We start from the raw sequence: 20756 nt of genomic DNA on the forward strand, positions 1-20756 counted from the left end.
ATTATTCGTTGAGACTCTTGAACTGTTTGATTCCGGCAACTGCGTACCAGTTACGAGTAAATAAGAACTCATCGACACTTGCTTGTTGACAAAGCTCTGAAAACCATCGTTCTGCTCGATCAGAGGGAAACCCTGCTTCCACAATCCAGTTGCGAATTCGCTCAAAGAAAGGTTTGTCAAAGTCGCGATCGATGCGAACACGGGCATCAACTGTGATGTCAGTCAGTCCTAAATGCTTAAACATACTGGGTAATTTTCGACCCATCCAACCATCGCTCCAGTAATCGGCGGCAGCATTGAGAACACTGCGGGTGAGTTGCTTGTCACCGGGATAAAGCACCGCCGTTTCAAAATCTTGATCTAAAACTGCGATCGTTCCACCTATCTTAGTGACTCGCACCATTTCTTTTAAGATGTCTGCCGCCCTTGGTACATGAGCAAGCACAGCCGCAACATAAACGAGATCGAAAGTTTCATCTGGATAAGGCAGGTGAGTCGCATCTGCCGCCTCAAATTGATAGGATGGAAACCGCTGGCTGGCATTGGTAATCAAATACTGATTGAGATCGACTCCATAAAAAGATGGGGTGACGATCGCCTTCAATGTGCGATCGCAAACCTCTAAGAGATGACCTGTTCCACAACCCACATCCAGAATTTTGGTTGGTGTTGAATCTTTCAGGATTGTTTGAAAAAACCAACTGATAATATCTGAGTAGTATGTATCCAACCGATCGAGCAAAACTTTCTCGGCGGCAATCTCTTGAGCAGGGTCGTGATTTCTAGCATCCAGAACCATAAAATTTTAATCTCCTTGAATCAATTTTTTTCAATAATTTCATCTTCCATCCGACAGCTTTCTTGAATGATTAAACTGTACAAATGAAGCATGAAATCAGGGGTAATCCCCTGTTCTATACCTAGCTCCTGACGGCGCTTCTTCACTTCTTCTACTCGTCCCGGTTGCATCATGGGAATCCCCTCTGCTTTTTTGAAATGAGCAACCTGTCTACACACTTCAAATCGTTTACCTAACACTTCAATAATCTGAGCATCTAAGGCATCAATTTCTTGTCTAAACTGTTCGAGCTGATTCATGGCTGAATTTTACCTCTAATACACAAACTATACCAGACAAATCTCCATCCTTTTTTAAGCCCCTGATTTACTCAGTTAATTTTTCATAACCATCCGTAGTTGTTGTTTCTAATCACAGAATGTGATATGTGTCTGGTTCAGATGTTCCGTGCATTGTCAGAACCAGAGCGTCGATTAAGGCTTTGGCTTTAAGCAGCGTTTCCTGAAACTCCATCTCAGGATCGGAAAGCGCTATAATTCCGCCACCGATACCAATCGAGGTTCGATCGGGTGTCAAAACAGCAGTCCGAATCACAATATTCAAATCGGCTGAACCATTCAAGCCCAAAAAGCCGATCGCCCCGGAATAAACTCCCCGCGCCTCTTGTTCCAGGCGATCGATAATTTGCATAGTGCGGATTTTGGGGGCACCAGTCATCGATCCTCCCGGAAATGAAGCCCGCACGCAATCCACCGCTTGTAGATTTGAACGTAACCGCCCGCGTATCGTTGTCACCAACTGATGTACTGTTGCATAGGTTTCCACATCCATTAACTTCGGTACCTGAACGCTACCCACTTCACAGACTCGTCCCAAATCATTGCGTAACAGATCCACAATCATCAGATTTTCAGCCCGGTCTTTTTCGCTGTTGCGTAGCTGCTCTCGGAGGATAAAATCTGCTTCAGGGGTTTCTCCTCGGTGTAGCGTTCCCTTAATGGGCTTAGTTTCTACCCAACCTTGGCGATCGATCCGCAAAAACCGTTCTGGAGATGAACAGGCGATCGCTATCTCACCAAAGCGCAAAAATGCAGAGTAAGGAGCAGGATTGATTTTACGTAATGTCCGATAGAACGTCAATGGGTCGGGGATCGCATCGGTGTGAAGCTGATTCGTCAGGCAAACTTGATAGGTTTCCCCTTCGTGAATTTCGTCCAAGCACTGGTGGATATCTTGGATGTAATTTTGGTAAGTGCGACTCAAACGGAACTTGACTGGCTGAGAATTTCCCTGGGGTACAAGGGTTGCCAGAGGCGCAAGGGTTTCGAGTTGTTGTTGGATAGTATCAAACCAAGTTTCTACCTGTTCTGTTTGTCCTTTTTTGATTAATTGGAGCAAATAAAGACACTGTTCTTGGTGATCGATGGCAATGATGCGATCGGCAAGTAAGAAAATTGCATCAGGTAATGGTGAAGAATGCACCAATGACGATCCCGACTCTGCCTTGAGTTCATAGCCAAAATAGCCAACAAATCCACAATTAAAATCAAACGGTAAACCATCAGCTTGGCAACTTCGGAGGTCAATTTCTCGTTTGAGATACTCGAAAATACTTTCTCTGCGATGGGTCACCCGATCTGACTGTGTGATAATAAGTTCTTGGGTTAGAGTATGGTATCGCACCAATAGACTGTTTACCCCGCTTCCGTCACCCATAAACGAGAAGCGAGATAGACCAAGTTCCACACGGCTGCTATCTAGCCAAAAAGCGTTCGGTGCATCCTCAAACAACTGTACAAATATTTGTTCTGTATTTGGGCAAATATCCAACTTCCGCGTATACAATTCAAACTGCTGAGACTCTTCTTGGTAGGAGTCATCTATAGCAGGAGCAACAGATCCATATCCTGTCCAATACTGTTTTACTGAACTTCTTGATGACTTCTCAGTAAATTGCAGCGTAATCTCTCTAAAGTTTTCTATTAATCTTTGTCCATATTCTGTACAGATAGACTCTGGGTGAAACTGCACCCCCCAAAAAGGTAGATGCCGATGACGCAATCCCATCACCAGTCCTTCTTCAGTCCAAGCAATTTTTTCTAGGCACTCAGGTAGTTCATCAGCAACTAACAGGGAGTTATAGCGCACCACAGAAAATTGACTGGGAATGCCTTGGAATAATTCCGAATCATTGTGATAAATTTTACTGAGTCTACCGTGTCGAACTTCCGGTGCATGAATCACTTTTCCACCATGTAGGTAGCCAAGTCCTTGATGCCCCAGACAAACTCCCAGCAAGGGCACATCCACTTTCTCAATTATCTGTCGGCAGACTCCAAAATCTTCTGACCTTTCTGGACGACCGGGACCTGGAGAAATTACAATATTGTCGAATGCAATTTCTTTGACTTCATCCCAGTTAAGCCGATCGTTACGAATTACCAGAGGCAGCTCCCCATTTACCTCAGCAATCATCTGGTACAGATTAAAGGTATAAGAGTCATAGTTGTCAATAATTAAGGTTCGCATCTAGCCTTTCTCAAAAAGAGGAGGTACAATTATAGTTGTGAGTCGATCATTAATAGTTGTGAGTCGAGAGGCTGAGTCAGGGTCGATCGTCGCTTTCACTTGATCGGCTGCTGCGGCTGAGTCGGGGTCGATCGTCGCTTTCACTCGATCGGCTGCTGCGAGCGCGACCTTTAATTAGAGCTGCATTACCTTTTGGGTTCTATATTGCTCACTCCGTTTTTGTCAGTTACATGATACATCATCTATCTGAGAAAGGCTATATTTTACGATTTTTTGATCGACAAAACTCGATCGAGTGTATATTCTCTACCAAAAGCTAGATCTCCTAGAAACATCTGCTAATGTAGCCTAAGCCGTAAAAGACAGGAAAATTGTATGCAAATCCAAACGCCGGACTGGGTTAAACACGCGGTATTCTACCAAATATTCCCCGATCGCTTCGCTAAAAGCAAACAGCCGCGCAAACGCCTGCTGCAAAACTTCATGTGGGAAGAATGGCACGAAATCCCCACCCTCCAAGGGTACAAAGGCGGCGACTTGTGGGGCGTGATGGAAGAGCTAGACTACCTGCAAGACTTAGGCATAAACGCAATTTATTTCACCCCGATATTTCAGTCTGCCTGCAATCACCGCTACCACACCCACGACTACTATCAAGTCGATCCGATGTTGGGTGGCAATCCAGCGTTTAAAGAGCTTCTAGACGCCGCCCACGATCGCAACATCAAAATCGTCCTCGACGGCGTATTCAACCACGCCAGCCGCGGCTTTTTCTTCTTCCACGATATCCTCGAAAACGGCCCCCATTCTCCTTGGGTAGATTGGTTTAAAATAGAAGGCTGGCCGCTATCTGCCTACGACGGTAATTTTCCTGCTAATTACGCAGGTTGGGATGGCAATCGAGCCTTGCCGGAATTCAATCACGACAATCCAGAAGTACGAGAATACATCATGGAAATTGCCGAATACTGGATTAAATTCGGCATTGATGGCTGGCGGCTAGATGTTCCTTTTGAAATTAAAACTCCCGGATTTTGGCAAGAATTTCGAGAGCGAGTCAAAGCAATTAATCCCGAAGCTTACATTGTCGGCGAAGTTTGGGAAGATGCGAGAGAATGGCTCGACGGCAGTCAATTTGACGGAGTGATGAATTATCTGTTTGCGGCGCCGACTATTGCTTTTGCAGCGGGCGACAGAGTAGATTTAGCTCAAATTGAAGGTCGTTCTTACCATCCCTATCCGCCGCTGTTTGCTAAAGAGTATGGGGACAAAATCCAGCACGTTTTGGAACTGTACCCGTGGCCGATACAGCTAACTCAACTTAATTTGTTGGCGAGTCACGATACAGCCCGGTTGATCTCAATTGCTGGAGGCGATAAAGCTAGCGTAGAACTGGCTAATTTGCTGCTGTTAACTTTTCCCGGAGCTCCCAGCATTTACTACGGCGATGAAGTTGGTTTGCCCGGTGCTCTAGATCCTGATTCCCGCCGCGGTTTTCCCTTAGAAGCTAACTGGGAACTTGAGGTTTTAGATTACCACAAGCAGTTGATAGCTTTGCGGCATAAATACGCTGCCCTCCGCACCGGAGACTACCAAATTCTATTTGCTGAGGGAACGGTTTACGTTTTTGCCCGAATTTTGGGGGATGAGGAAATAGTTGTTGCTGTCAATGTCGCGACTGAAGAGGCAAATATTAGTTTTGAAGCAGCTACTTTGAAATCTCCTCACGAGAAATTGCTGTTTGGTAAAGGCGAGTTTGTTTGGAAAGGTGAAGGGAAAACTCGGCAGTTAGAATTGATGCTGCCGGCGCGATCGGGCTTAATTTTAGGTTCGCACAATTAGTTTAAGAACATAGGTTTGTAGTGAGGACTTTAGTCCTCTGATTGCGGACTAAAGTCCTCACTACAAACCGACAGAATGTGATAGGTAAGAATTTTGTTGAGTTTGGGTATGTTTTCCATCCAAGAGGCAATAGGATTAGGAATTTTGGTAAAGGGCTCGTCAGTGGGTGGTAATACCAATTTTCTAAAATCGTGCAACACTCGAAGACCCCCCCTAGCCCCCCCTTGCCAAGGGGGGGGACAAGAATACTGTTATTTCGTTTAAAATTGGTATAAGACGGTGTAGGGGCCGGGACTTTACAATAAATTTAACAAATCGGCTGCTTCAATAACAGTCACGAGTGTTCTGAAAGAATCGGCATTGGTGGCAGTCTCGATAATATCAGCCATGATGTTTTTCTGGAGTGGAAATAGCAGAAAATTAATCTGGGGCGACGATCATTTTAGGTATTTAAAAATAGCAGAAAATTGATCGGAAGGCTGATGATTGTTTGACGAACTATAGGTTACTCTAATTGCTGGTGCGGATGGTTGAGTGCGATCGACCTTTTTGGCTTATCCTGGGGTGACATCCTCGCCTTTGCCCAAAAACTGCTGGAGAATCTCTCCGGGATCTCTGTCCCAGGTATCGATATGTTGGTAAATTAAGCCCTCTGGATCCAGCTTGTATGTAGAATAGCCGTTGAAGAAGATCCGAGCTTTCCAGGGTACGCGCAGTGTCCCGCGAACAGTCCAAGTTGCCACAATAGTATCAGGGGTTGTCTGACTTACGTCGTGCAGGTCGAAGTAAATCTCGGTGAAAAATAGCTGCCCGTGAAATCGCAAAGTCCAAAAGATAATGCGATAGTTGATTTTTCCTTTAAATTTGTTAACTGGGTCTTGAAAAAAAACATCTTTTGTATAAATGTGGTAGGAAATGTCTTTCTCAAAAAGCGTCGGGAGATCTGCTTTGAGGATGTCTACTGTTTGTTCTACCTGCATTTGATATTCGATCGCGCTCAAGCTACCACCTTGTGACACTATTGTGTGTAAGTTTAAATGGATAATCTCGATCGACAGCAAGAGCATCCAAAACTTGATACATCTAATTATATTGTCCGATCTCGCCTTTGGGCCGATCGGGACTTGGGACATCGAAACCTTGGCACAGATTTGATTGAACACCCCCACTCATCTGACATTCTCGCAGAAATCAACGGCGGCAAGCTGTTGATGGTAGATAGCCGTCGCCGAAACGGTCTAATTTTGATTAAAGGCTTCCATGCGGAGTTTGCCGGGCCTGGTGCTGCCGTTGGAGGTGCTTTTGATGCTGATTCGCAGCAGGCGATTCCTGTGGGAGATTTTTGTTTTGTTTGCCCTCTATCTCCCGCAGAAAGACAGAAAGCTTTCGGAATTAGGCGGCATTGGGTGCGGTTAACGGAACAGTTAACGGCAAAGTCTGTAGCTGCGGAACGCGCACAAATGATTTTAACTCAGTTTGAACAATATTTTGATTCGGAAACAGTGGCACAAATTCCCGATCGAGCTTTGGCACTTTTAGTCGGCGTATTTCCACAAACTATTCGCGCGGCGCGACAAGGAAACGATCGGTTATAAATTGGTGTAGATAGCTTATGCTGCGATCGCGCTGCTACAAGCTCCACTCGGCATTCTGCAAAACAACTCGATAGCCATCTGGGTCTTCAAAGGTCACTCCATCTTTGTCCCAGTAGGGATTGTAGGAGTTTACAGGCTCAAATCCCATTGCTTTCATTCGCTCAACAGCTTGCTGCCATTCTTGTTGGTTAGGAAGGTAAAAGACGATAAGATTGTCTTTAGTTGGAGCGCCACCTACAATATGTCCCCGTTGATGGATGAATTCAAAGTGGTGGCTTTCTCCTGGCATCCCAACCATTACTCCGTCAAAATCTTCATGGTTTTCAAAACTATCGAGGATTTGCAGCCCTAAACCCTCTGTGTAGAAATGAACAACTCGATCGAGGCAATCCGTTGGACGAGCAACCCGTAAAACCTTTCCTTGAAGCATATATATCTCCTCCAAATTTATTTTTGTGTTAAGCAGAAACTGGATACCGAATATTATGACTTGTCAAAAATTTCTCCTATTCGATCGCAAGTTCGCACATTTTCGTCGGGAGTACCCACGGTAATTCGCAAACCTCCGCCTGTGTGGCGAATTAAAGTACCTTGAGCTTTTAGCTGCTGCATGATTTGTTGGTGTTTGTGTTCGGGCGATTCGCCCTCAGCAGTTGTCACCCGCAGGTAAACGAAGTTAGCTGCACTCGGCCAAACTTGCAGTTTTTGATGCTGAGTTAGCGCTGCAATTAATTTGGCTCTTTCTGAGATAATTTCAGGAATTACTGCTAGCAATAATTGCCGCTGGGCGAGGGCAAACTCTGCCGCTGTTTGCGAGAAACTGGGAAGGTTGTAGGGGAGGCGGATTTTTTCTAAGGTGGCTGTGAGTTCGGGATGGGCGATCGCATATCCGACTCTCATTGACGCTAGGCGAAATGCTTTGGAAAATGTTCGCAAAATTATCCAATTCGGATGTTGGTGCAATCTGTCGGCTAAGGTATTTTGGCTGAATTCAAAATAGGCTTCGTCAATTACTACTAAGATATTTTCGGGCAAACTTGACAGCCATTCTATTTCATTGATTGTTAAAGCATTGGCTGTGGGGGAGTTGGGATGGACGACAAAGACGATGCGGACGGGGGGATTTTGATTTTGGTCTATCGCCCTTTGAGCTGCATTGATGTCGATTTCAAAAGTCTCGGGGTTTCGCCCGACACTAACAACGGGAATCCCCAGGGTGGTGGCGGTAATTCCGTACATCGAAAAGGTGGGATTGGCGACGAAAATTGAGCCTGCGCCGCCCAAGCAAGTAGCGATTAAGAGCGATCGAATTAGTTCGTCGGAACCGTTGCCGACTGAGATATTGTCGGCTGTAATGACAGTTTTTGGCTGTGGAACCCCCCCTAGCCCCCCCTTGGTAAGGGGGGGGACAGGAATAGATTCAGCCCCTAGTCCCGCCTTGTTAAGGGGGGGGACAGGAATAGATTCAGATCCTAGCCCGCCCTTGTTAAGGGGGGGAAAAGGAATAGATTCAGCCCCTAGCCCGGGGGCATTTAGGGATTCGTTGACGTATTGGGCGATCGCCTCTTTGAGTGCTGCGTGGCCTCCGTCGGGATAGCGATTTGTCTCAATTAACTGCTGGTAAGTCCAAGCTAGCTTTTGTTTTAATTCCTCTGGCAGATCGTAAGGGCATTCGTTGGTGTCTAGGCGATCGAGTACAATTTCCGAGTGCGCTGATTCTCCTGAGGCGCCGCCCGGATGAGGAGTGTATGCGGTAAGTTCGGCTAAGTCTTTGCGGATAAAGGGAAGCATGGTATGATTTTTGGTCTGAGATTGTAGATTTTATAATTACGATTTGGTTGGTCACTATTAGGATAATTAGTCATTAGTTTATGATGTCTAGCGTATAAATCCTTGATTGTCATCAATAACTAATAAACTAATGACTAATGACCAATGACTAATGACTATTTTAATCGCGCCACAAAGCAATTCCGCCCAACAAACCGCTGACATTCGGTACTATTTTAACTTGTGGCGGTAACTCAAAAACAATTTTTTTGGTATTGCCGCCGCCGATGTAAAGGCGATCGCAGTTAAAGAGATTTTGCAGGTAGACGAGGGCTTTTTCCAGACGGCGGTTCCATCTTTTGGGGCCGACTGTATCTAAGGCGGCTCGCCCTAATTGCTGTTCGTAAGTTTCCCCTTTACGAAACGGGTGATGTCCTAATTCTAGATTTGGTACCAAGATACCATCGACAAACAAACCCGAACCGAAACCGGTGCCGAGAGTAATTACTAATTCTACTCCCGTTCCAGCAATTGCTCCCAATCCTTGAATGTCGGCATCGTTAGCCACTCGCACAGGTTTTCCCAATCGATCTTTGAGGGTAGTTGCTAGGTCAAAATCAATCCAAGATGGATCTAAATTGACTGCGGTTTTGATGATACCGCGAGATACGACGCCGGGAAAACCGACGGATACTCGGTCAAATTCGCCTTGTCCGCTGGCCAAAGAGGCTATGGTTTCCAGTATCGGTTCCGGCTTCGGGGGTTGAGGCGTTTCTAAACGGCTGCGTTCCGTTTGGGGTTCACCTTCAGCGTCCAAAACCATAACTTTGATGCCACTTCCGCCAATGTCAACGGCTAAGGTGCGAGTCGATTTATCTTGTTCAGTCATTTGATTTTTGAAACTAGCAAGTTGGTGAGTAGATTTGAGATTTTAGACTTGAGATTTTAGATTTACTCCACACAGGAATCTTGGAGTTTAAACGTTGTCTAAAATTTTTGTTTCTCACGACTTAAGTCGGAAGATTGTATCCATTTTTGGGCATTGTCAAATTTTAATTTTTGAATTGGCAAAACTTTTGCATCGCTTCCCAAATTTCCGCTAGGACATTTCCCAAAGAATGATCGTCCTCTAGTTCGATTAATTTCACCCAGGGACGATTATCTGAAAAACTTCTGCTAGCTTGAATCGGTACGATCGTATCATGCTTGCCGTGCAGAATTAACGTCGGAACAGATCGCATTAATTTTTCTTCAGGGTATTGAGCCATATCTGTCACAAACTCATAATTCAACGGCAAATAGCGCTGTTCGCCGTAGTGATAAACTGGCAAATATTTCTCAGACTGCCACTTTTCTAACTGTTGCTGTCCCAACTGTGGCAGCCAATGGGAGAGAAATTGAAAAGCCGGTGCTAACAAAACTATTTGTTTTATTGATAATTGTCGCTGGGCCAGCCAAGCCGCTGTCAGCCCGCCAAAACTAGACCCAATGATGGTAACTTCCCCTAAATTTTTTAGATTTTCTACAGATTCGGAGGATTGGACTTGCAGAAATTCTGTTTCTATTTGGTCTAATTGGCGCGTGAGAGTGAGGCGCGAAAAATCATTGTAATTGAGATCGGGAGTTTTGAGGTCAATTCCTAGGGAAAAAAAGCGATCGCGGAAATATTTAGCCTTAGTTGAATCTGGACTTGAAGCAAATCCGTGTAAATAAATGTAACTAGAATCGTTTTGTAGATTCATCCAGAAAATTTGATGAGATTTACCAACTAATTATTTTAACTTAAATGAGCGAACTGGCGACTGCACGCCCGACAAGTTTATTTTTTAGTAGGGTGTGCAGTCGGTAGCAGTGTAGATTAGAACTCTTGCTCTCGTCAAATTTACCCCCCGCAAGTCCCCCCTTATTAAGGGGGGAAACAAGAATAATCTTACCCCCTCCCCGCGACTTCGGGGAGGGTTGGGGTGGGGTGCGTTGTATTTTTGCAAGAGATCTATTATTGGGATTTTTGGCTGTTTTGTCTCCGGGTTTTAGCAGCTTCCCTGCGCTGCTGCATCATTTGGGAGAACTGGCTGCGCTGTTCGGGTGTCAGCACTTCTCGCATGGCTAATGTACTTTCAAATTGTACCTCTTCTAACTGCTGCCTCAATCCCATGATTTGGCGGTGTTTGTCGCGCATTTGGCCGACGTTTGCTGTCGTACCAGACATCATCGTTTCCAATTCTTGTCTGGCTTGGCGGATTGCTTGCATTCGCTGGGAAACTTGGTCTTTGTAGCGATCGCGAACAGCCTGCATTTTCTGCTTTTGCTCGGCGGTTAAATTTAGTTTCTCAAACAGCCGGTTCTCTTTACCACCAACTCGATTGGGAAGCTGGTTTTGGGCAATTGTTTCCGGTTGAGCGGGGCTGGGAGCTGCTGTTGCAGCGGCTGTAGTACCGAGAGTTAACAGTAAAACTGCGATAGCAGAAAATTGGCGCATTGACATGAAAAATTACCTCTTTAAGATTAGTTAATTTGTTGGGGTTCGGTGTCAGCAGTAACAGGGAAATCAAATAAATCTGTTTGCGGGCGATCGCTCATAGTTGCCGTGCGAGAATCGTTCAATACACCCTCCCAATTATTTACCAGAAATGCTTCCAAGTGAGCTGCTTCATCCGCCTGTAATTGTGCGGTAACTAGGACGCGATAGCCCGAACCAAAAACTAGCAAGCTAGCGACGATCGCAGCGGGAAAACCCCACTTGGGAAAACGGAGGAATTTTGAGCTTTTACTAGACTCTCTAAATCGCGAATACCCGAGACGATTTAGCTCTCTCGCCCTGTCATTCCTATCTATTGCTGCTAAAACTCTTTGCTCAAAATCGGGGGCAGCGTCCGGAACTTTTGGGCTATTTTGCTTCAAGAAATTCACTAATTTTTTGTCGCTATTTTCATCGTTCACAGTTCGTCTACCCCCTGTTTTTGCAAAAATTGTCGCATGGCATTTCGGGCATAAAACACGCGAGATTTAACAGTTCCCGCTGGTAGTCCCAGGATTTGGGCTACTTCTTTTTGCGGGATGTCTTCTAAGTCGTGCAGCACCAAAACAGTGCGGTGTTCAAAGCTCAATTGCTCCAGTCCTCGTTGCACTAAATCTTGATAGTGCAACTGCATCAAGCCGGATGTGTTATTATTGGGAATAACACTATCCATTGTTTCTTGATTTTTGAGTTGGGAGTCAAAAGAATGCTGTTTGGCAAATGCTTTTCTTTGGTCAGATGCCACATTCCAAGTAATGCGATAGAGCCAAGTTGAAAAGTTTTCCTGTTGTTTGAGTTTGGGTAATCCTTTCCAGACTCGCAGAAATACTTCTTGGGTTAAGTCGTCTAGAAGTGATGAACCGCAGAGTTGGTAAAGGGTTGACCTGACTTTGTGTTGGTAGCGTTGGTAAAGGTGACGAAAGCAAGTACGTGAAGCGAAGCTATCCCGTAGGGAATCGCCCTTTAAACACCGATCGACTAAGTAGGAGTCGGAACAATCATCGATTAAAACATTGGCTGACACACCTAACACCTGTGAAGTATCCCTCACCTGTTCGTTATCTGAAGCGTTTAGACAGGACAAGTTCAAAAAAGGTTCAAAGGATTTAAAATTCTTTGGCAAAGGTACGTAGTTGCGCTTCAGCGCAAAGCGCGAAGAGCGCTGAAGCGCAACTACATACCTAAATATAACGGCGCTAGTGCGGGTTGAAGAGGGAGGGAAACGGCAATGCCGTTTCCCGATTTAAGATTTATCGCAGAGTCACAAACTCTTCAGCAGTCGAGGGGTGAATGCCGATCGTCGAATCGAAATCTTTCTTGGTAGCTCCCATATTAACGGCGATCGCCATTCCTTGAATAATCTCGCCCGCGTCTTTCCCAACCATGTGCACGCCCAAAACTTTGTCAGTATTAGTTTCAACAACTAACTTGACAAAAGTCTTTTCATCTGCACCTGTCAAAGCGTGAAACATCGGCCTAAACTTGGCTGTGTAGCACTTAATTGAGTCGGGAAATTTGGCTCTAGCCTGCTCTTCTGTTAAGCCGACTGTAGCAGCTTCCGGCTGGGAAAATACCGCTGATGCGACATTTTCGTGACTGATTGCTCTCGGATTGTTGCCAAATTCGGTATCTGCAAAAGCGCGTCCTTCGGCGATCGCAATTGGCGTTAAATTGATCCGGTTGGTGCAATCTCCGACAGCAAAAATGTGCGGTTGATTGGTGCGGCTGTCTTTGGTAACTGCGATCGCACCTTTCTCGGTTTCAACTCCCGCATTCTCCAAACCCAGTTTTTCCAAATTGGGCGATCGTCCGGTAGCGCACAAAACCGCGTCTACTGTCAAGGTTTCTTGGGATTCTCCCCACAATTTTAACTTTAAGCCTTCAGGAGTTTTCTCGATCCACTCGATCGAGCTTCCTGTGACAAAATTGATGCCGTGCTTAACCATTCCTTCTTGGACATTGGCGCGAAGTTCTTCGTCAAAGTAGTGCAAAATGCGATCGCGCCGGATGATTTGAGTCACCTCACTTCCCAAGCCGTTCATAATGCAAGCAAATTCAACACCGATGTAGCCGCCGCCCAAAATTGCCAACCGTTTCGGCTGCTCTTTTAACAAGAAGATTTCGCGGGAAGTGATCGCGTGTTCGATGCCGGGAATATCGATTCTGTGAGCTTCGCCGCCGACAGCAATTAAGATTTTAGCAGCGGTGTATTTTTTGTCACCAACTTCGACAGTGTGGGGGTCGATAAATTTGGCGTATCCTGAGATTAATTCAACTCCGGCTTTTTCGAGGAAGCTGATGTGGAGTTTGCTGAGTCGTCGCACTTCTGTATCTACAGTGGTGACGAGTTTTTCCCAGTTGAAGCTGGTTTCTACAGGGCTCCAACCGTAGCCGATCGCATCTTCGTACAAATGCGAAAATGTTGAAGCGTACACCATGAGTTTTTTGGGTACACAGCCGCGAATGACGCAGGTGCCGCCTACTAAGTCATTTTCGGCGATCGCCACCTTCGCCCCGTAGGATGCTGCCCGCTTAGAACTTGCCAATCCGCCAGAGCCTGCACCTATCACAAACAAGTCGTAATCGTATGTCATAATTGTCGCTAGTTTCCTGTCTTAATTTTAGCCATTTTGCGCTTTACTTTTTTTAATGATATCTCAAAAAAAATTTCGTTTTTTAGAGGGAGATTGCTTTACTTATTGCAGTTTACATGATATCATTTAATAATGGAAATATGTGCATTAAGACTTAAAATTGCTCACACTCCCATTATTAGAGTATAGCACAAGCAAATGGTAAAAAAAATATAAAAATATAACTATTTTTTGGCGGCCACTGATGAGGGAATTGTGGGTTGTAGCTGAAGTCTCGATCCCCCTAAATCCCCCTTAAGAAGGGGAACTTTGAGAAGAATCTTGTCCCCCCCTTTTTCAAGGGGGGCTAGGGGGGATCTGGCCTAATCGTAGCGACACAAAATCGATACTATTTTTGGGCGGCTGCTGATGAGGGAATTGCTGGTTGTAGCTGAGTCTCGATCCCCCTAAATCCCCCTTAAGAAGAGGGACTTTGAGAAGAATCTTGTCCCCCCCTTTTTCAAGGGGGAGTAGGGGGCAAGCTAAGGTAGGATCTGGCCTAATCGTAGCGACAGAAAACTGATACTATCCTAACCTATCGGGGAAAAGACGGGGATTGCCCGTACAGTTTTTTGAGCTTCACAAATCATTGATAATTGCTATATTATAAACATACATTAATTTTCCAGCTACTTTTATGATTGATTGGCTTGTGGTCTGGGGAGTAACGCAAGGAGTCGGCATTATCGTCCAACCCATCTTAGAAGATTTGGCAGTAGACGGCGCGAAGGATTTAGTAAAAGATTTTTTCAAAGATTCCCTAAAAAACGTCTTATTTGGCGAAAAAGATCCGCGACAAGTCGCAGGGGGGAAAGCGCTAAAAAAGTTTTTGGAGTTAGTGCAACAGCAGTTAAAAATCAGCGGACTTTCCCCAGAACAGATTAAGCTGTATATTAAAGATGTTAAAAAGTTTATCGGCAACAAGTCAGTTAAGGAAATTTTGGGTAAAGCCTTTGAGAGCGATCGCGAATCCCTCGATGCAGAACTTCTCGAACAAACCTGGACTCAACTAGATTTAGCAGCTTTACCCGCCAGATTTAAGTGGCAAACCATCGCCAATCAGTATCTCGCCGAAGTTCAAGAAATTCTCTTTGACTCAAAAGACTTGCGGGATATCTTGAATGCTCAAAATCTGGACAGCATTCAGAAAAACACTCAAGAAATTGCTGGGATAATCCCAGATTTTGATTTGAGGCAATATCAAGAGGCTTTGTGCGAACGTTACAGCAATCTGGATTTAAGCAGCGTCGATAGCAATACCTACGATTATCGCGAAAAGCTGAAAGTTTGGCAAATCTTTATTTTCCAAGATGTGCGCTTAATTTACGAGTCATTTCTGCCCCAAGCTTACGAAATTCCCAAAGAACATCAACGGCGGTTGGAAGATAGCGATCGATTAGAGGCGATCGCACTTGAGAATCTAGAGAAATATCGACGCGGTTATTTTTCTCAGGCGATCGTATCGGTGCGAGATGTCATCAATGACAAGTCAAATTATCCCTACATCGTGATTTTAGGCGATCCGGGTGCGGGCAAATCTACTCTGTTACAATATTTAGCATTAACCTGGGCGCGATCGCCTTTAAATAGCGTCACATCTCTGCCGGTGCCGCTGTTAATAGAATTGCGGATTTACATTCGCAACCTGGAATCAGGACATTGCAAGAATTTCCTGGAATTTTGCCATAAAAACTCGGGTTTTATTTGTGACTTGAATCAGCATCAATTGCACGAACAACTTAAAGCCGGCGACGCTGTGGTGATGTTCGACGGATTAGATGAAATTTTCGATTCCGGGAAACGAGAAGATGTAATTACCGCGATTCATCGGTTTACCAACGAGTATCCGCGCGTGCGGGTGATTGTCACGTCTCGGATTATCGGTTACAAACCTCAACGGTTGCAAGATGCCCAGTTCCATCACTTTATCATCCAAGACTTGAATCCCGCACAGATTCAGGATTTTGTGCACCGCTGGCATGAGTTGACTTTTACGGATGCTAGGGAAAAAGTGCGAATTTGCGATCGGATGAAAAGAGCTTTGTCTCATTCATCAACGCTTAAGGATTTAGCTGGAAATCCTTTATTGCTGACAATTATGGCGATTTTGAACCGCAGTCAAGAATTGCCCAGAGACAGGGCCGAATTGTACGATCAAGCTTCGCGGGTATTGCTGTATCAATGGGATGTGGAAAGGTCATTAGTAGAGGATAGCAGGCTCGATCCAAAAACCATTGATGCGAAAGACAAGCAAGAAATGCTGCGGCGAATTGCTTGGAAAATGCAAGCAGCACCTGAAGGGTTGGCTGGCAATATTATTAGTGCGGAAGATTTGGAGAATATTATTGCAGCTTATCTGAAACAGAAAGATTTCGATCGATCGACTGAGCGGGCAAGATTGATAATTCACCAACTGCGAACCCGCAACTTTATTTTATGTTATTTGGGTGCGGATACTTACGGATTCGTACACCGGACTTTTTTGGAATATTTCTGTGCGTCGGAGGTGGTGGAAAGGTTTCAGAGAACGAAAGAACTTTCGCTGGAGGAGTTGAAAACAGAAGTTTTTGGAAACCACTGGGATGATGAATCTTGGCAGGAAGTGTTGTGCTTGATTGCGGGATTAATTGCCGAGAGATTTACGGAAGAATTGATTGAGTTTTTGATTTATGAAGTTGAATATTTTCAGAGTCTATTTTTGGCTGCGAAGTGTTTGAACGAGGTGAGAGACAGAAAAGCACTTGCTGGGATTGATAATCAATTGCTTGAACGTTTAAAAGAGTTAACAAAGTACGCCAGCAACGAGCATAGCATAGGTCTTAGTGTAAATGGAAAAGAAATTGAACTTATTAGGGAAATTCATACTCAAGCAGTAAGTGTGATTGCATTTACTTGGAAAGACGATCCTAAAATCTTACTTTGGCTCAAACAACTTGCTCAATCTAAATATGATAATTGTGGTGTGCGATATGCTGCCATCCAAGAATTAGCATGGGGATGGAAAGATAACTCCGAAATCTTACATTTGCTCAGACAACTGGCTAGATCTGATGATGAAAATTGGGCAGTGCGACAAGCTGCTGTTCAAGAATTAGTCCGAGGTTGGAAAAATGACGCGGAAACTTTACTCATTATCAAACTAATAGCTCAATCTGATGATGCTTCTTTTGCGAAGCGTTTAGCAGTTCAAGAATTAGCATATGGATGGAAAGACGATCCTGAAACTTTACCTATTATTAAACAAGCGGCTCAATCTGGTGGTAGTTGGGGTGTACAAAGTGCAGCAGTCCAGGAATTAGTACGACATTGGAAAAATCACTCAGAAACATTTCCTATCCTCCAACAACTAGCTCAATATGATGATAATTCAGATGTCCGAGAATCAGCAATGAAAGAATTAGCACGGGAGTGGCAAGATGCTCCAGAAACCTTAGCTATTCTCAAACAACGCGCTCGATATGACGATGAGTCCGATGTCCGAGAAATAGCACTCCAAAAATTAGCGCGTGGATGGCAAGACGACTTGGAAATCTTACCTATCCTCAAACAACTTGCTCAATACGATCGTGATTCAGATGTGCGGATTGCCGCATTCCTAGAATTAGCACGTGGCTGGCAAAATGACCCAGAAACCTTACATATTCTTAAACAAAGCGCTCAATATGATGATGATTTTAGGGTGCGATTTTTAGCGCTTACAGAACTAGCATATAGCTGGAAATATGACCCAGATATATTTGAATTATTGTGTGCTACTGCTATTAACTATCCTTTTGAACGCTACTTCTTCTCGCAAAATAATCCCCGACAAATAGCTCTTGAAATCATGGTCGAGCAATATCCCGATCGCCCAAAAACATTAGAAATACTTCGCGATCGATTTGTCAACGATCCAGATGAACAAGTCCGCAACTTTGCCGAGAAACAATTGGCAAAACTAGACAAGCTGTGATATAAACAAAAAAAGGAGAAATGCTCATCAAAGCAGTCGCTCGCAAACACATCGTCAAAAAGTAAGTTTTTTTTATGTGTTGTCGAAGATTTCAGAAACCGGGTTTCTTCGGAAACTTCTCGTTACCAAATGCAAGACTCGTAGAAACCCGGTTTCTCGCCCACGTCGCAGATTTCAGAAACCGGGTTTCTTTGTAGATTTCTCGTTACCAAATGCAAGACTCGTAGAAACCCGGTTTCTCGCCCTTGTTGAAGATTTCAGAAACCGGGTTTCTTTGTAGATTTCTCGTTACCAAATGCAAGACTCGTAGAAACCCGGTTTCTCGCCCTTGTCGCAGATTTCAGAAACCGGGTTTCTTCGGAGATTTCTCGTTAGTAAATGCAAGACTCGTAGAAACCCGGTTTCTCGCCCACGTCGCAGATTTCAGAAACCGGGTTTCTTCGGAAACTTCTCGTTACCAAATGCAAGACTCGTAGAAACCCGGTTTCTCGCCCACGTTGAAGGTTTCTCGCCCACGTCGCATATTCCAGAAACCGGGTTTCTTCGGAGATTTCTCGTTACCAAATGCAAGACTCGTAGAAACCCGGTTTCTCGCCCTTGTCGCAGATTTCAGAAACCGGGTTTCTTCGGAGATTTCTCGTTACCCAACACAAGACTCGTAGAAACCCGGTTTCTCGCCCCCACGAATAAGTCTTGTTTAGGGGCCAAAATGCGCGAATTGAACATCGATTGCGATCGCATTTAAGCCACAATTTGTTTATTTAATTTCCCGAAAACCGTTCAGAAGTGTTAAGTTAGTAGTAAGTTGTGTCGATCGCACATAAAAACAAATGCCTGAACTACAAACCGAGACCCACCAACACCTCGACCTGCAAGCCACCTCAAAACCCGTCATCCTCGGTCTCAAAGACGTAACCAAAGTCTACGGCATCGGCGACTTAGAAGTGCGCGCCCTCAACGGGATCAGCTTGACGGTAACGCAAGGAGAGTATTGCTCAATTATGGGCGCATCCGGTTCAGGCAAATCTACAGCTATGAATATTATCGGCTGTCTCGATCGACCTACGAGCGGCAGTTACTACCTAGACGGCGTAGATGTCGCCCAAATGCCCGAATCAGAATTAGCCGGAATTCGCAATTTAAAATTAGGTTTTGTCTTCCAACAATTTCACCTGCTAGCTCAACTAACAGCATTAGAAAATGTCATGTTACCCATGGTTTATGCAGGCATTCCCTCATCAGAAAGACGCGAACGCGCAGAGGAAGCTTTAACCAAAGTTGGTCTAGAAAGTCGCCTGAAAAACAAACCAAATCAACTATCAGGAGGACAGCAGCAGCGGGTAGCCATCGCCAGGGCTATTGTTAACCGTCCCGTGTTGTTGCTTGCAGATGAACCGACTGGTGCATTGGATACGAAAACTACTCAAGAAGTAATGGATATTTTCACAGAATTTAATGAAGCGGGCATGACTGTTGTGATGGTAACTCACGAACCGGATGTAGCGCGTCAAACTCGCCGGGTTGTCTGGTTCCGCGACGGTAAAGTTATTCATGATAATCTGGATCCGGCAGAACTTTCTCACGCGGTATTTTAAATTAATTTTTTGTTAGTTGTTATTCGTTATAAAATTGGTTTGTAGTGAGGACTTTAGTCCTGAGATATTCTGCGGACTAAAGTACTCACTACAAACATCTTTTTTTGGGATTAGTCCTGTGCTACCAATAACTAATAACTAATAACCAATAACAACTAACTAATTAAAAGCGGTGGGAAAAGTTGCCCAAACTCGATCGACAAAATCTCTAAGTTGCCGAGAGGCGATCGTGCTATCCTTGCGATCGGAGTCCAGAGACTGCAACTGGGTCAACAGCGAAATCACCTCCGTATCCAGCGCCGCCCGAAACAAACTCAGCGGCCACAGCAAATCAGAACCATCTCGCAAATCCGATAAAGTGTATTCTTCCGGCCAGCTTTGGGGGAAATCCTTCCCCGAAACGAATCCAACCAACATCAAAGGGCGCACCCAACAAATTTGACGTGCTTCAACTACTTGAATTACCTCTGAATGCAGGCACGCATCTCCACATTCCAAACTAACAATTTGACCAGGCTTAAAGTTCAAACCACAATCCATTAATGCTGACTCTTAATACAGACACAACCAAGCAAAATAAGTGCCGCAACTCTCAACAGCACCAAAAAATATTATATCACAATTAATTCTTCTCTCTTCCTTCTTCCTTCGGTCAACCATCAACTGCTTTCCTGCCAACCATCAACTGCTTTCCTGTCAACTGTCAACTGTCAACTGTCAACTGTCAACTGTCAACTGTCAACTGTCAACTGTCAACTGTTAACTGTCATCAAGAGTTTTAAGAGCCATTTCGAGTTGGGCCGTCAACAATTTTGCTTCTTTTTTACCACTACCACCATTAGCATAATCTGCCACAGAAATCGGAGCACCGATCGCAATTTTGACTTCAGAACGCCATCGAGGAATGCGCGGGCGATAGCGAATACTCATCGGTACAATCTTCACCCCCAAGCCAGGGGTGCTCAACTCCGCTTGCAGGGCTAAACGAGCTAATCCAGCCTTGAGAGGGTGAACTTCACCATCTTGAAAAATGCCACCTTCAGGAAAAATCACCAACATTTGCTTGTCGAGAAGCAACTCCACGCCGTAACGAAGACTGCTAACTGCTGGATGCTTGATATCGACAGGAAAGCCTCCCAAATGTCTGATAAACCAACCTTGCACTCCTTTGACTTCATCAGCAGTTACCATAAACCGCAAATCGCGTCGAGTCACCTTCTGTCCCGTTGAATAGGGCATCATCAGCGCATCCCACCGGGAACGATGCGTTGGGGCTAAGATTACAGGCCCGTCTTTTGGCAAGTGTTCCTGTCCGGTTATCCTAATCTTGCCAAAATAAAACGGTAGGACAATATAGTGACCTAGCGGATAAAACAAGGAGGTTAACCAAGGAGAAACGCGAGAGGTATTAGATGCTACCTTGGCAGGCATTGGCTTCACTAGAGATGATTTACTGGACTCAATGGCGATCGCGGCAGTATGACGCATGGCAATTACCCTGCTATATCGATATATAGAGTCTA

At 44.8% G+C, this 20756-nt stretch carries 19 protein-coding genes; 5 read left to right on the forward strand and 14 right to left on the reverse strand.

The window, feature by feature from the left end; translation table 11 throughout:
• Position 1: 1 nt before the first annotated feature.
• The 3 genes from QZW82_RS07795 to pabB all read right to left on the reverse strand — a co-directional run bounded on the left by QZW82_RS07795 (position 2) and on the right by pabB (position 3328).
• Positions 2-799, reverse strand: coding sequence for a methyltransferase domain-containing protein (locus tag QZW82_RS07795; RefSeq protein WP_293146773.1), 798 nt, complete (start codon positions 797-799; stop codon positions 2-4).
• Between the two features lie 20 nt (positions 800-819).
• The gene (locus QZW82_RS07800; protein ID WP_293146775.1) at positions 820-1098 is read right to left on the reverse strand and encodes a chorismate mutase; all 279 of its coding nucleotides are present in this window, start codon (positions 1096-1098) and stop codon (positions 820-822) included.
• A gap of 112 nt (positions 1099-1210) precedes the next feature.
• Positions 1211-3328: an aminodeoxychorismate synthase component I gene (pabB, locus tag QZW82_RS07805; protein ID WP_293146776.1), complete on the reverse strand. Its 2118-nt coding sequence runs from the start codon at positions 3326-3328 to the stop codon at positions 1211-1213.
• A 375-nt stretch (positions 3329-3703) separates the two neighbouring features.
• On the opposite strand from pabB, the gene QZW82_RS07810 reads away from it, so the two are divergent.
• The gene (locus QZW82_RS07810; protein WP_293146778.1) at positions 3704-5170 is read left to right on the forward strand and encodes an alpha-amylase family glycosyl hydrolase; all 1467 of its coding nucleotides are present in this window, start codon (positions 3704-3706) and stop codon (positions 5168-5170) included.
• Positions 5171-5724: 554 nt separating this feature from the next.
• Here QZW82_RS07810 and QZW82_RS07815 read toward each other — a convergent pair.
• On the reverse strand, positions 5725-6150 hold the full coding sequence (locus QZW82_RS07815) for a DUF2358 domain-containing protein (protein WP_293146870.1): 426 nt from the start codon (positions 6148-6150) through the stop codon (positions 5725-5727).
• 57 nt (positions 6151-6207) lie between these two features.
• Between QZW82_RS07815 and QZW82_RS07820 the strand changes: the two genes are divergently transcribed.
• Positions 6208-6765 carry a hypothetical protein gene (locus QZW82_RS07820; RefSeq protein WP_293146780.1) on the forward strand — a complete coding sequence of 186 codons (558 nt, stop codon included), beginning with the start codon at positions 6208-6210 and terminating at the stop codon, positions 6763-6765.
• A gap of 34 nt (positions 6766-6799) precedes the next feature.
• On the opposite strand, the gene QZW82_RS07825 is transcribed toward QZW82_RS07820, so the two are convergent.
• From QZW82_RS07825 to gor, 8 genes are all read right to left on the reverse strand, one after another.
• Positions 6800-7195 carry a VOC family protein gene (locus QZW82_RS07825; RefSeq protein WP_293146782.1) on the reverse strand — a complete coding sequence of 132 codons (396 nt, stop codon included), beginning with the start codon at positions 7193-7195 and terminating at the stop codon, positions 6800-6802.
• Positions 7196-7248: 53 nt separating this feature from the next.
• Positions 7249-8556 carry a histidinol-phosphate transaminase gene (locus QZW82_RS07830; protein ID WP_293146784.1) on the reverse strand — a complete coding sequence of 436 codons (1308 nt, stop codon included), beginning with the start codon at positions 8554-8556 and terminating at the stop codon, positions 7249-7251.
• Between the two features lie 160 nt (positions 8557-8716).
• On the reverse strand, positions 8717-9424 hold the full coding sequence (locus QZW82_RS07835) for an ROK family protein (RefSeq protein ID WP_293146786.1): 708 nt from the start codon (positions 9422-9424) through the stop codon (positions 8717-8719).
• 163 nt (positions 9425-9587) lie between these two features.
• Entirely contained in the window at positions 9588-10277 is a 690-nt protein-coding gene (locus QZW82_RS07840; protein ID WP_293146788.1) for a YqiA/YcfP family alpha/beta fold hydrolase, read from the reverse strand.
• A gap of 254 nt (positions 10278-10531) precedes the next feature.
• Entirely contained in the window at positions 10532-11020 is a 489-nt protein-coding gene (locus QZW82_RS07845) for a Spy/CpxP family protein refolding chaperone (protein WP_293146789.1), read from the reverse strand.
• Positions 11021-11040: 20 nt separating this feature from the next.
• Entirely contained in the window at positions 11041-11475 is a 435-nt protein-coding gene (locus QZW82_RS07850) for a hypothetical protein (RefSeq protein ID WP_293146790.1), read from the reverse strand.
• Positions 11472-12086, reverse strand: coding sequence for a sigma-70 family RNA polymerase sigma factor (locus tag QZW82_RS07855; protein ID WP_293146872.1), 615 nt, complete (start codon positions 12084-12086; stop codon positions 11472-11474). Before QZW82_RS07855 ends, QZW82_RS07850 begins: the two co-directional genes overlap by 4 nt.
• 217 nt (positions 12087-12303) lie before the next feature.
• On the reverse strand, positions 12304-13647 hold the full coding sequence (gene gor, locus QZW82_RS07860; RefSeq protein WP_293146791.1) for a glutathione-disulfide reductase: 1344 nt from the start codon (positions 13645-13647) through the stop codon (positions 12304-12306).
• A 676-nt stretch (positions 13648-14323) separates the two neighbouring features.
• On the opposite strand from gor, the gene QZW82_RS07865 reads away from it, so the two are divergent.
• Positions 14324-17638, forward strand: coding sequence for a HEAT repeat domain-containing protein (locus QZW82_RS07865; RefSeq protein WP_293146792.1), 3315 nt, complete (start codon positions 14324-14326; stop codon positions 17636-17638).
• A gap of 830 nt (positions 17639-18468) precedes the next feature.
• Positions 18469-19233 carry an ABC transporter ATP-binding protein gene (locus QZW82_RS07870; protein ID WP_293146793.1) on the forward strand — a complete coding sequence of 255 codons (765 nt, stop codon included), beginning with the start codon at positions 18469-18471 and terminating at the stop codon, positions 19231-19233.
• A gap of 159 nt (positions 19234-19392) precedes the next feature.
• Here QZW82_RS07870 and QZW82_RS07875 read toward each other — a convergent pair whose 3' ends face one another.
• Positions 19393-19761, reverse strand: coding sequence for a hypothetical protein (locus QZW82_RS07875; RefSeq protein ID WP_293146794.1), 369 nt, complete (start codon positions 19759-19761; stop codon positions 19393-19395).
• Between the two features lie 52 nt (positions 19762-19813).
• On the opposite strand from QZW82_RS07875, the gene QZW82_RS07880 reads away from it, so the two are divergent.
• The gene (locus tag QZW82_RS07880) at positions 19814-19996 is read left to right on the forward strand and encodes a hypothetical protein (RefSeq protein ID WP_293146795.1); all 183 of its coding nucleotides are present in this window, start codon (positions 19814-19816) and stop codon (positions 19994-19996) included.
• On the opposite strand, the gene QZW82_RS07885 is transcribed toward QZW82_RS07880, so the two are convergent.
• The gene (locus QZW82_RS07885) at positions 19993-20721 is read right to left on the reverse strand and encodes a lysophospholipid acyltransferase family protein (RefSeq protein WP_293146796.1); all 729 of its coding nucleotides are present in this window, start codon (positions 20719-20721) and stop codon (positions 19993-19995) included. The genes QZW82_RS07880 and QZW82_RS07885 overlap by 4 nt on opposite strands.
• Positions 20722-20756 lie beyond the last annotated feature (35 nt).

The sequence above is a fragment of the Microcoleus sp. bin48.metabat.b7b8b9.023 genome (genome assembly GCF_013299185.1).
Lineage (GTDB): Bacteria > Cyanobacteriota > Cyanobacteriia > Cyanobacteriales > Microcoleaceae > Microcoleus.

What these genes read in the sequence shown, in the direction of transcription:
- QZW82_RS07795 (WP_293146773.1), bottom strand. Translation starts at nt 799, where the DNA reads ATGGTTCTGGATGCTAGAAATCACGACCCTGCTCAAGAGATTGCCGCC.
- QZW82_RS07800 (WP_293146775.1), bottom strand. Translation starts at nt 1,098, where the DNA reads ATGAATCAGCTCGAACAGTTTAGACAAGAAATTGATGCCTTAGATGCT.
- pabB (WP_293146776.1), bottom strand. Translation starts at nt 3,328, where the DNA reads ATGCGAACCTTAATTATTGACAACTATGACTCTTATACCTTTAATCTG.
- QZW82_RS07810 (WP_293146778.1), top strand. Translation starts at nt 3,704, where the DNA reads ATGCAAATCCAAACGCCGGACTGGGTTAAACACGCGGTATTCTACCAA.
- QZW82_RS07815 (WP_293146870.1), bottom strand. Translation starts at nt 6,150, where the DNA reads ATGCAGGTAGAACAAACAGTAGACATCCTCAAAGCAGATCTCCCGACG.
- QZW82_RS07820 (WP_293146780.1), top strand. Translation starts at nt 6,208, where the DNA reads ATGGATAATCTCGATCGACAGCAAGAGCATCCAAAACTTGATACATCT.
- QZW82_RS07825 (WP_293146782.1), bottom strand. Translation starts at nt 7,195, where the DNA reads ATGCTTCAAGGAAAGGTTTTACGGGTTGCTCGTCCAACGGATTGCCTC.
- QZW82_RS07830 (WP_293146784.1), bottom strand. Translation starts at nt 8,556, where the DNA reads ATGCTTCCCTTTATCCGCAAAGACTTAGCCGAACTTACCGCATACACT.
- QZW82_RS07835 (WP_293146786.1), bottom strand. Translation starts at nt 9,424, where the DNA reads ATGACTGAACAAGATAAATCGACTCGCACCTTAGCCGTTGACATTGGC.
- QZW82_RS07840 (WP_293146788.1), bottom strand. Translation starts at nt 10,277, where the DNA reads ATGAATCTACAAAACGATTCTAGTTACATTTATTTACACGGATTTGCT.
- QZW82_RS07845 (WP_293146789.1), bottom strand. Translation starts at nt 11,020, where the DNA reads ATGTCAATGCGCCAATTTTCTGCTATCGCAGTTTTACTGTTAACTCTC.
- gor (WP_293146791.1), bottom strand. Translation starts at nt 13,647, where the DNA reads ATGACATACGATTACGACTTGTTTGTGATAGGTGCAGGCTCTGGCGGA.
- QZW82_RS07865 (WP_293146792.1), top strand. Translation starts at nt 14,324, where the DNA reads ATGATTGATTGGCTTGTGGTCTGGGGAGTAACGCAAGGAGTCGGCATT.
- QZW82_RS07870 (WP_293146793.1), top strand. Translation starts at nt 18,469, where the DNA reads ATGCCTGAACTACAAACCGAGACCCACCAACACCTCGACCTGCAAGCC.
- QZW82_RS07885 (WP_293146796.1), bottom strand. Translation starts at nt 20,721, where the DNA reads ATGCGTCATACTGCCGCGATCGCCATTGAGTCCAGTAAATCATCTCTA.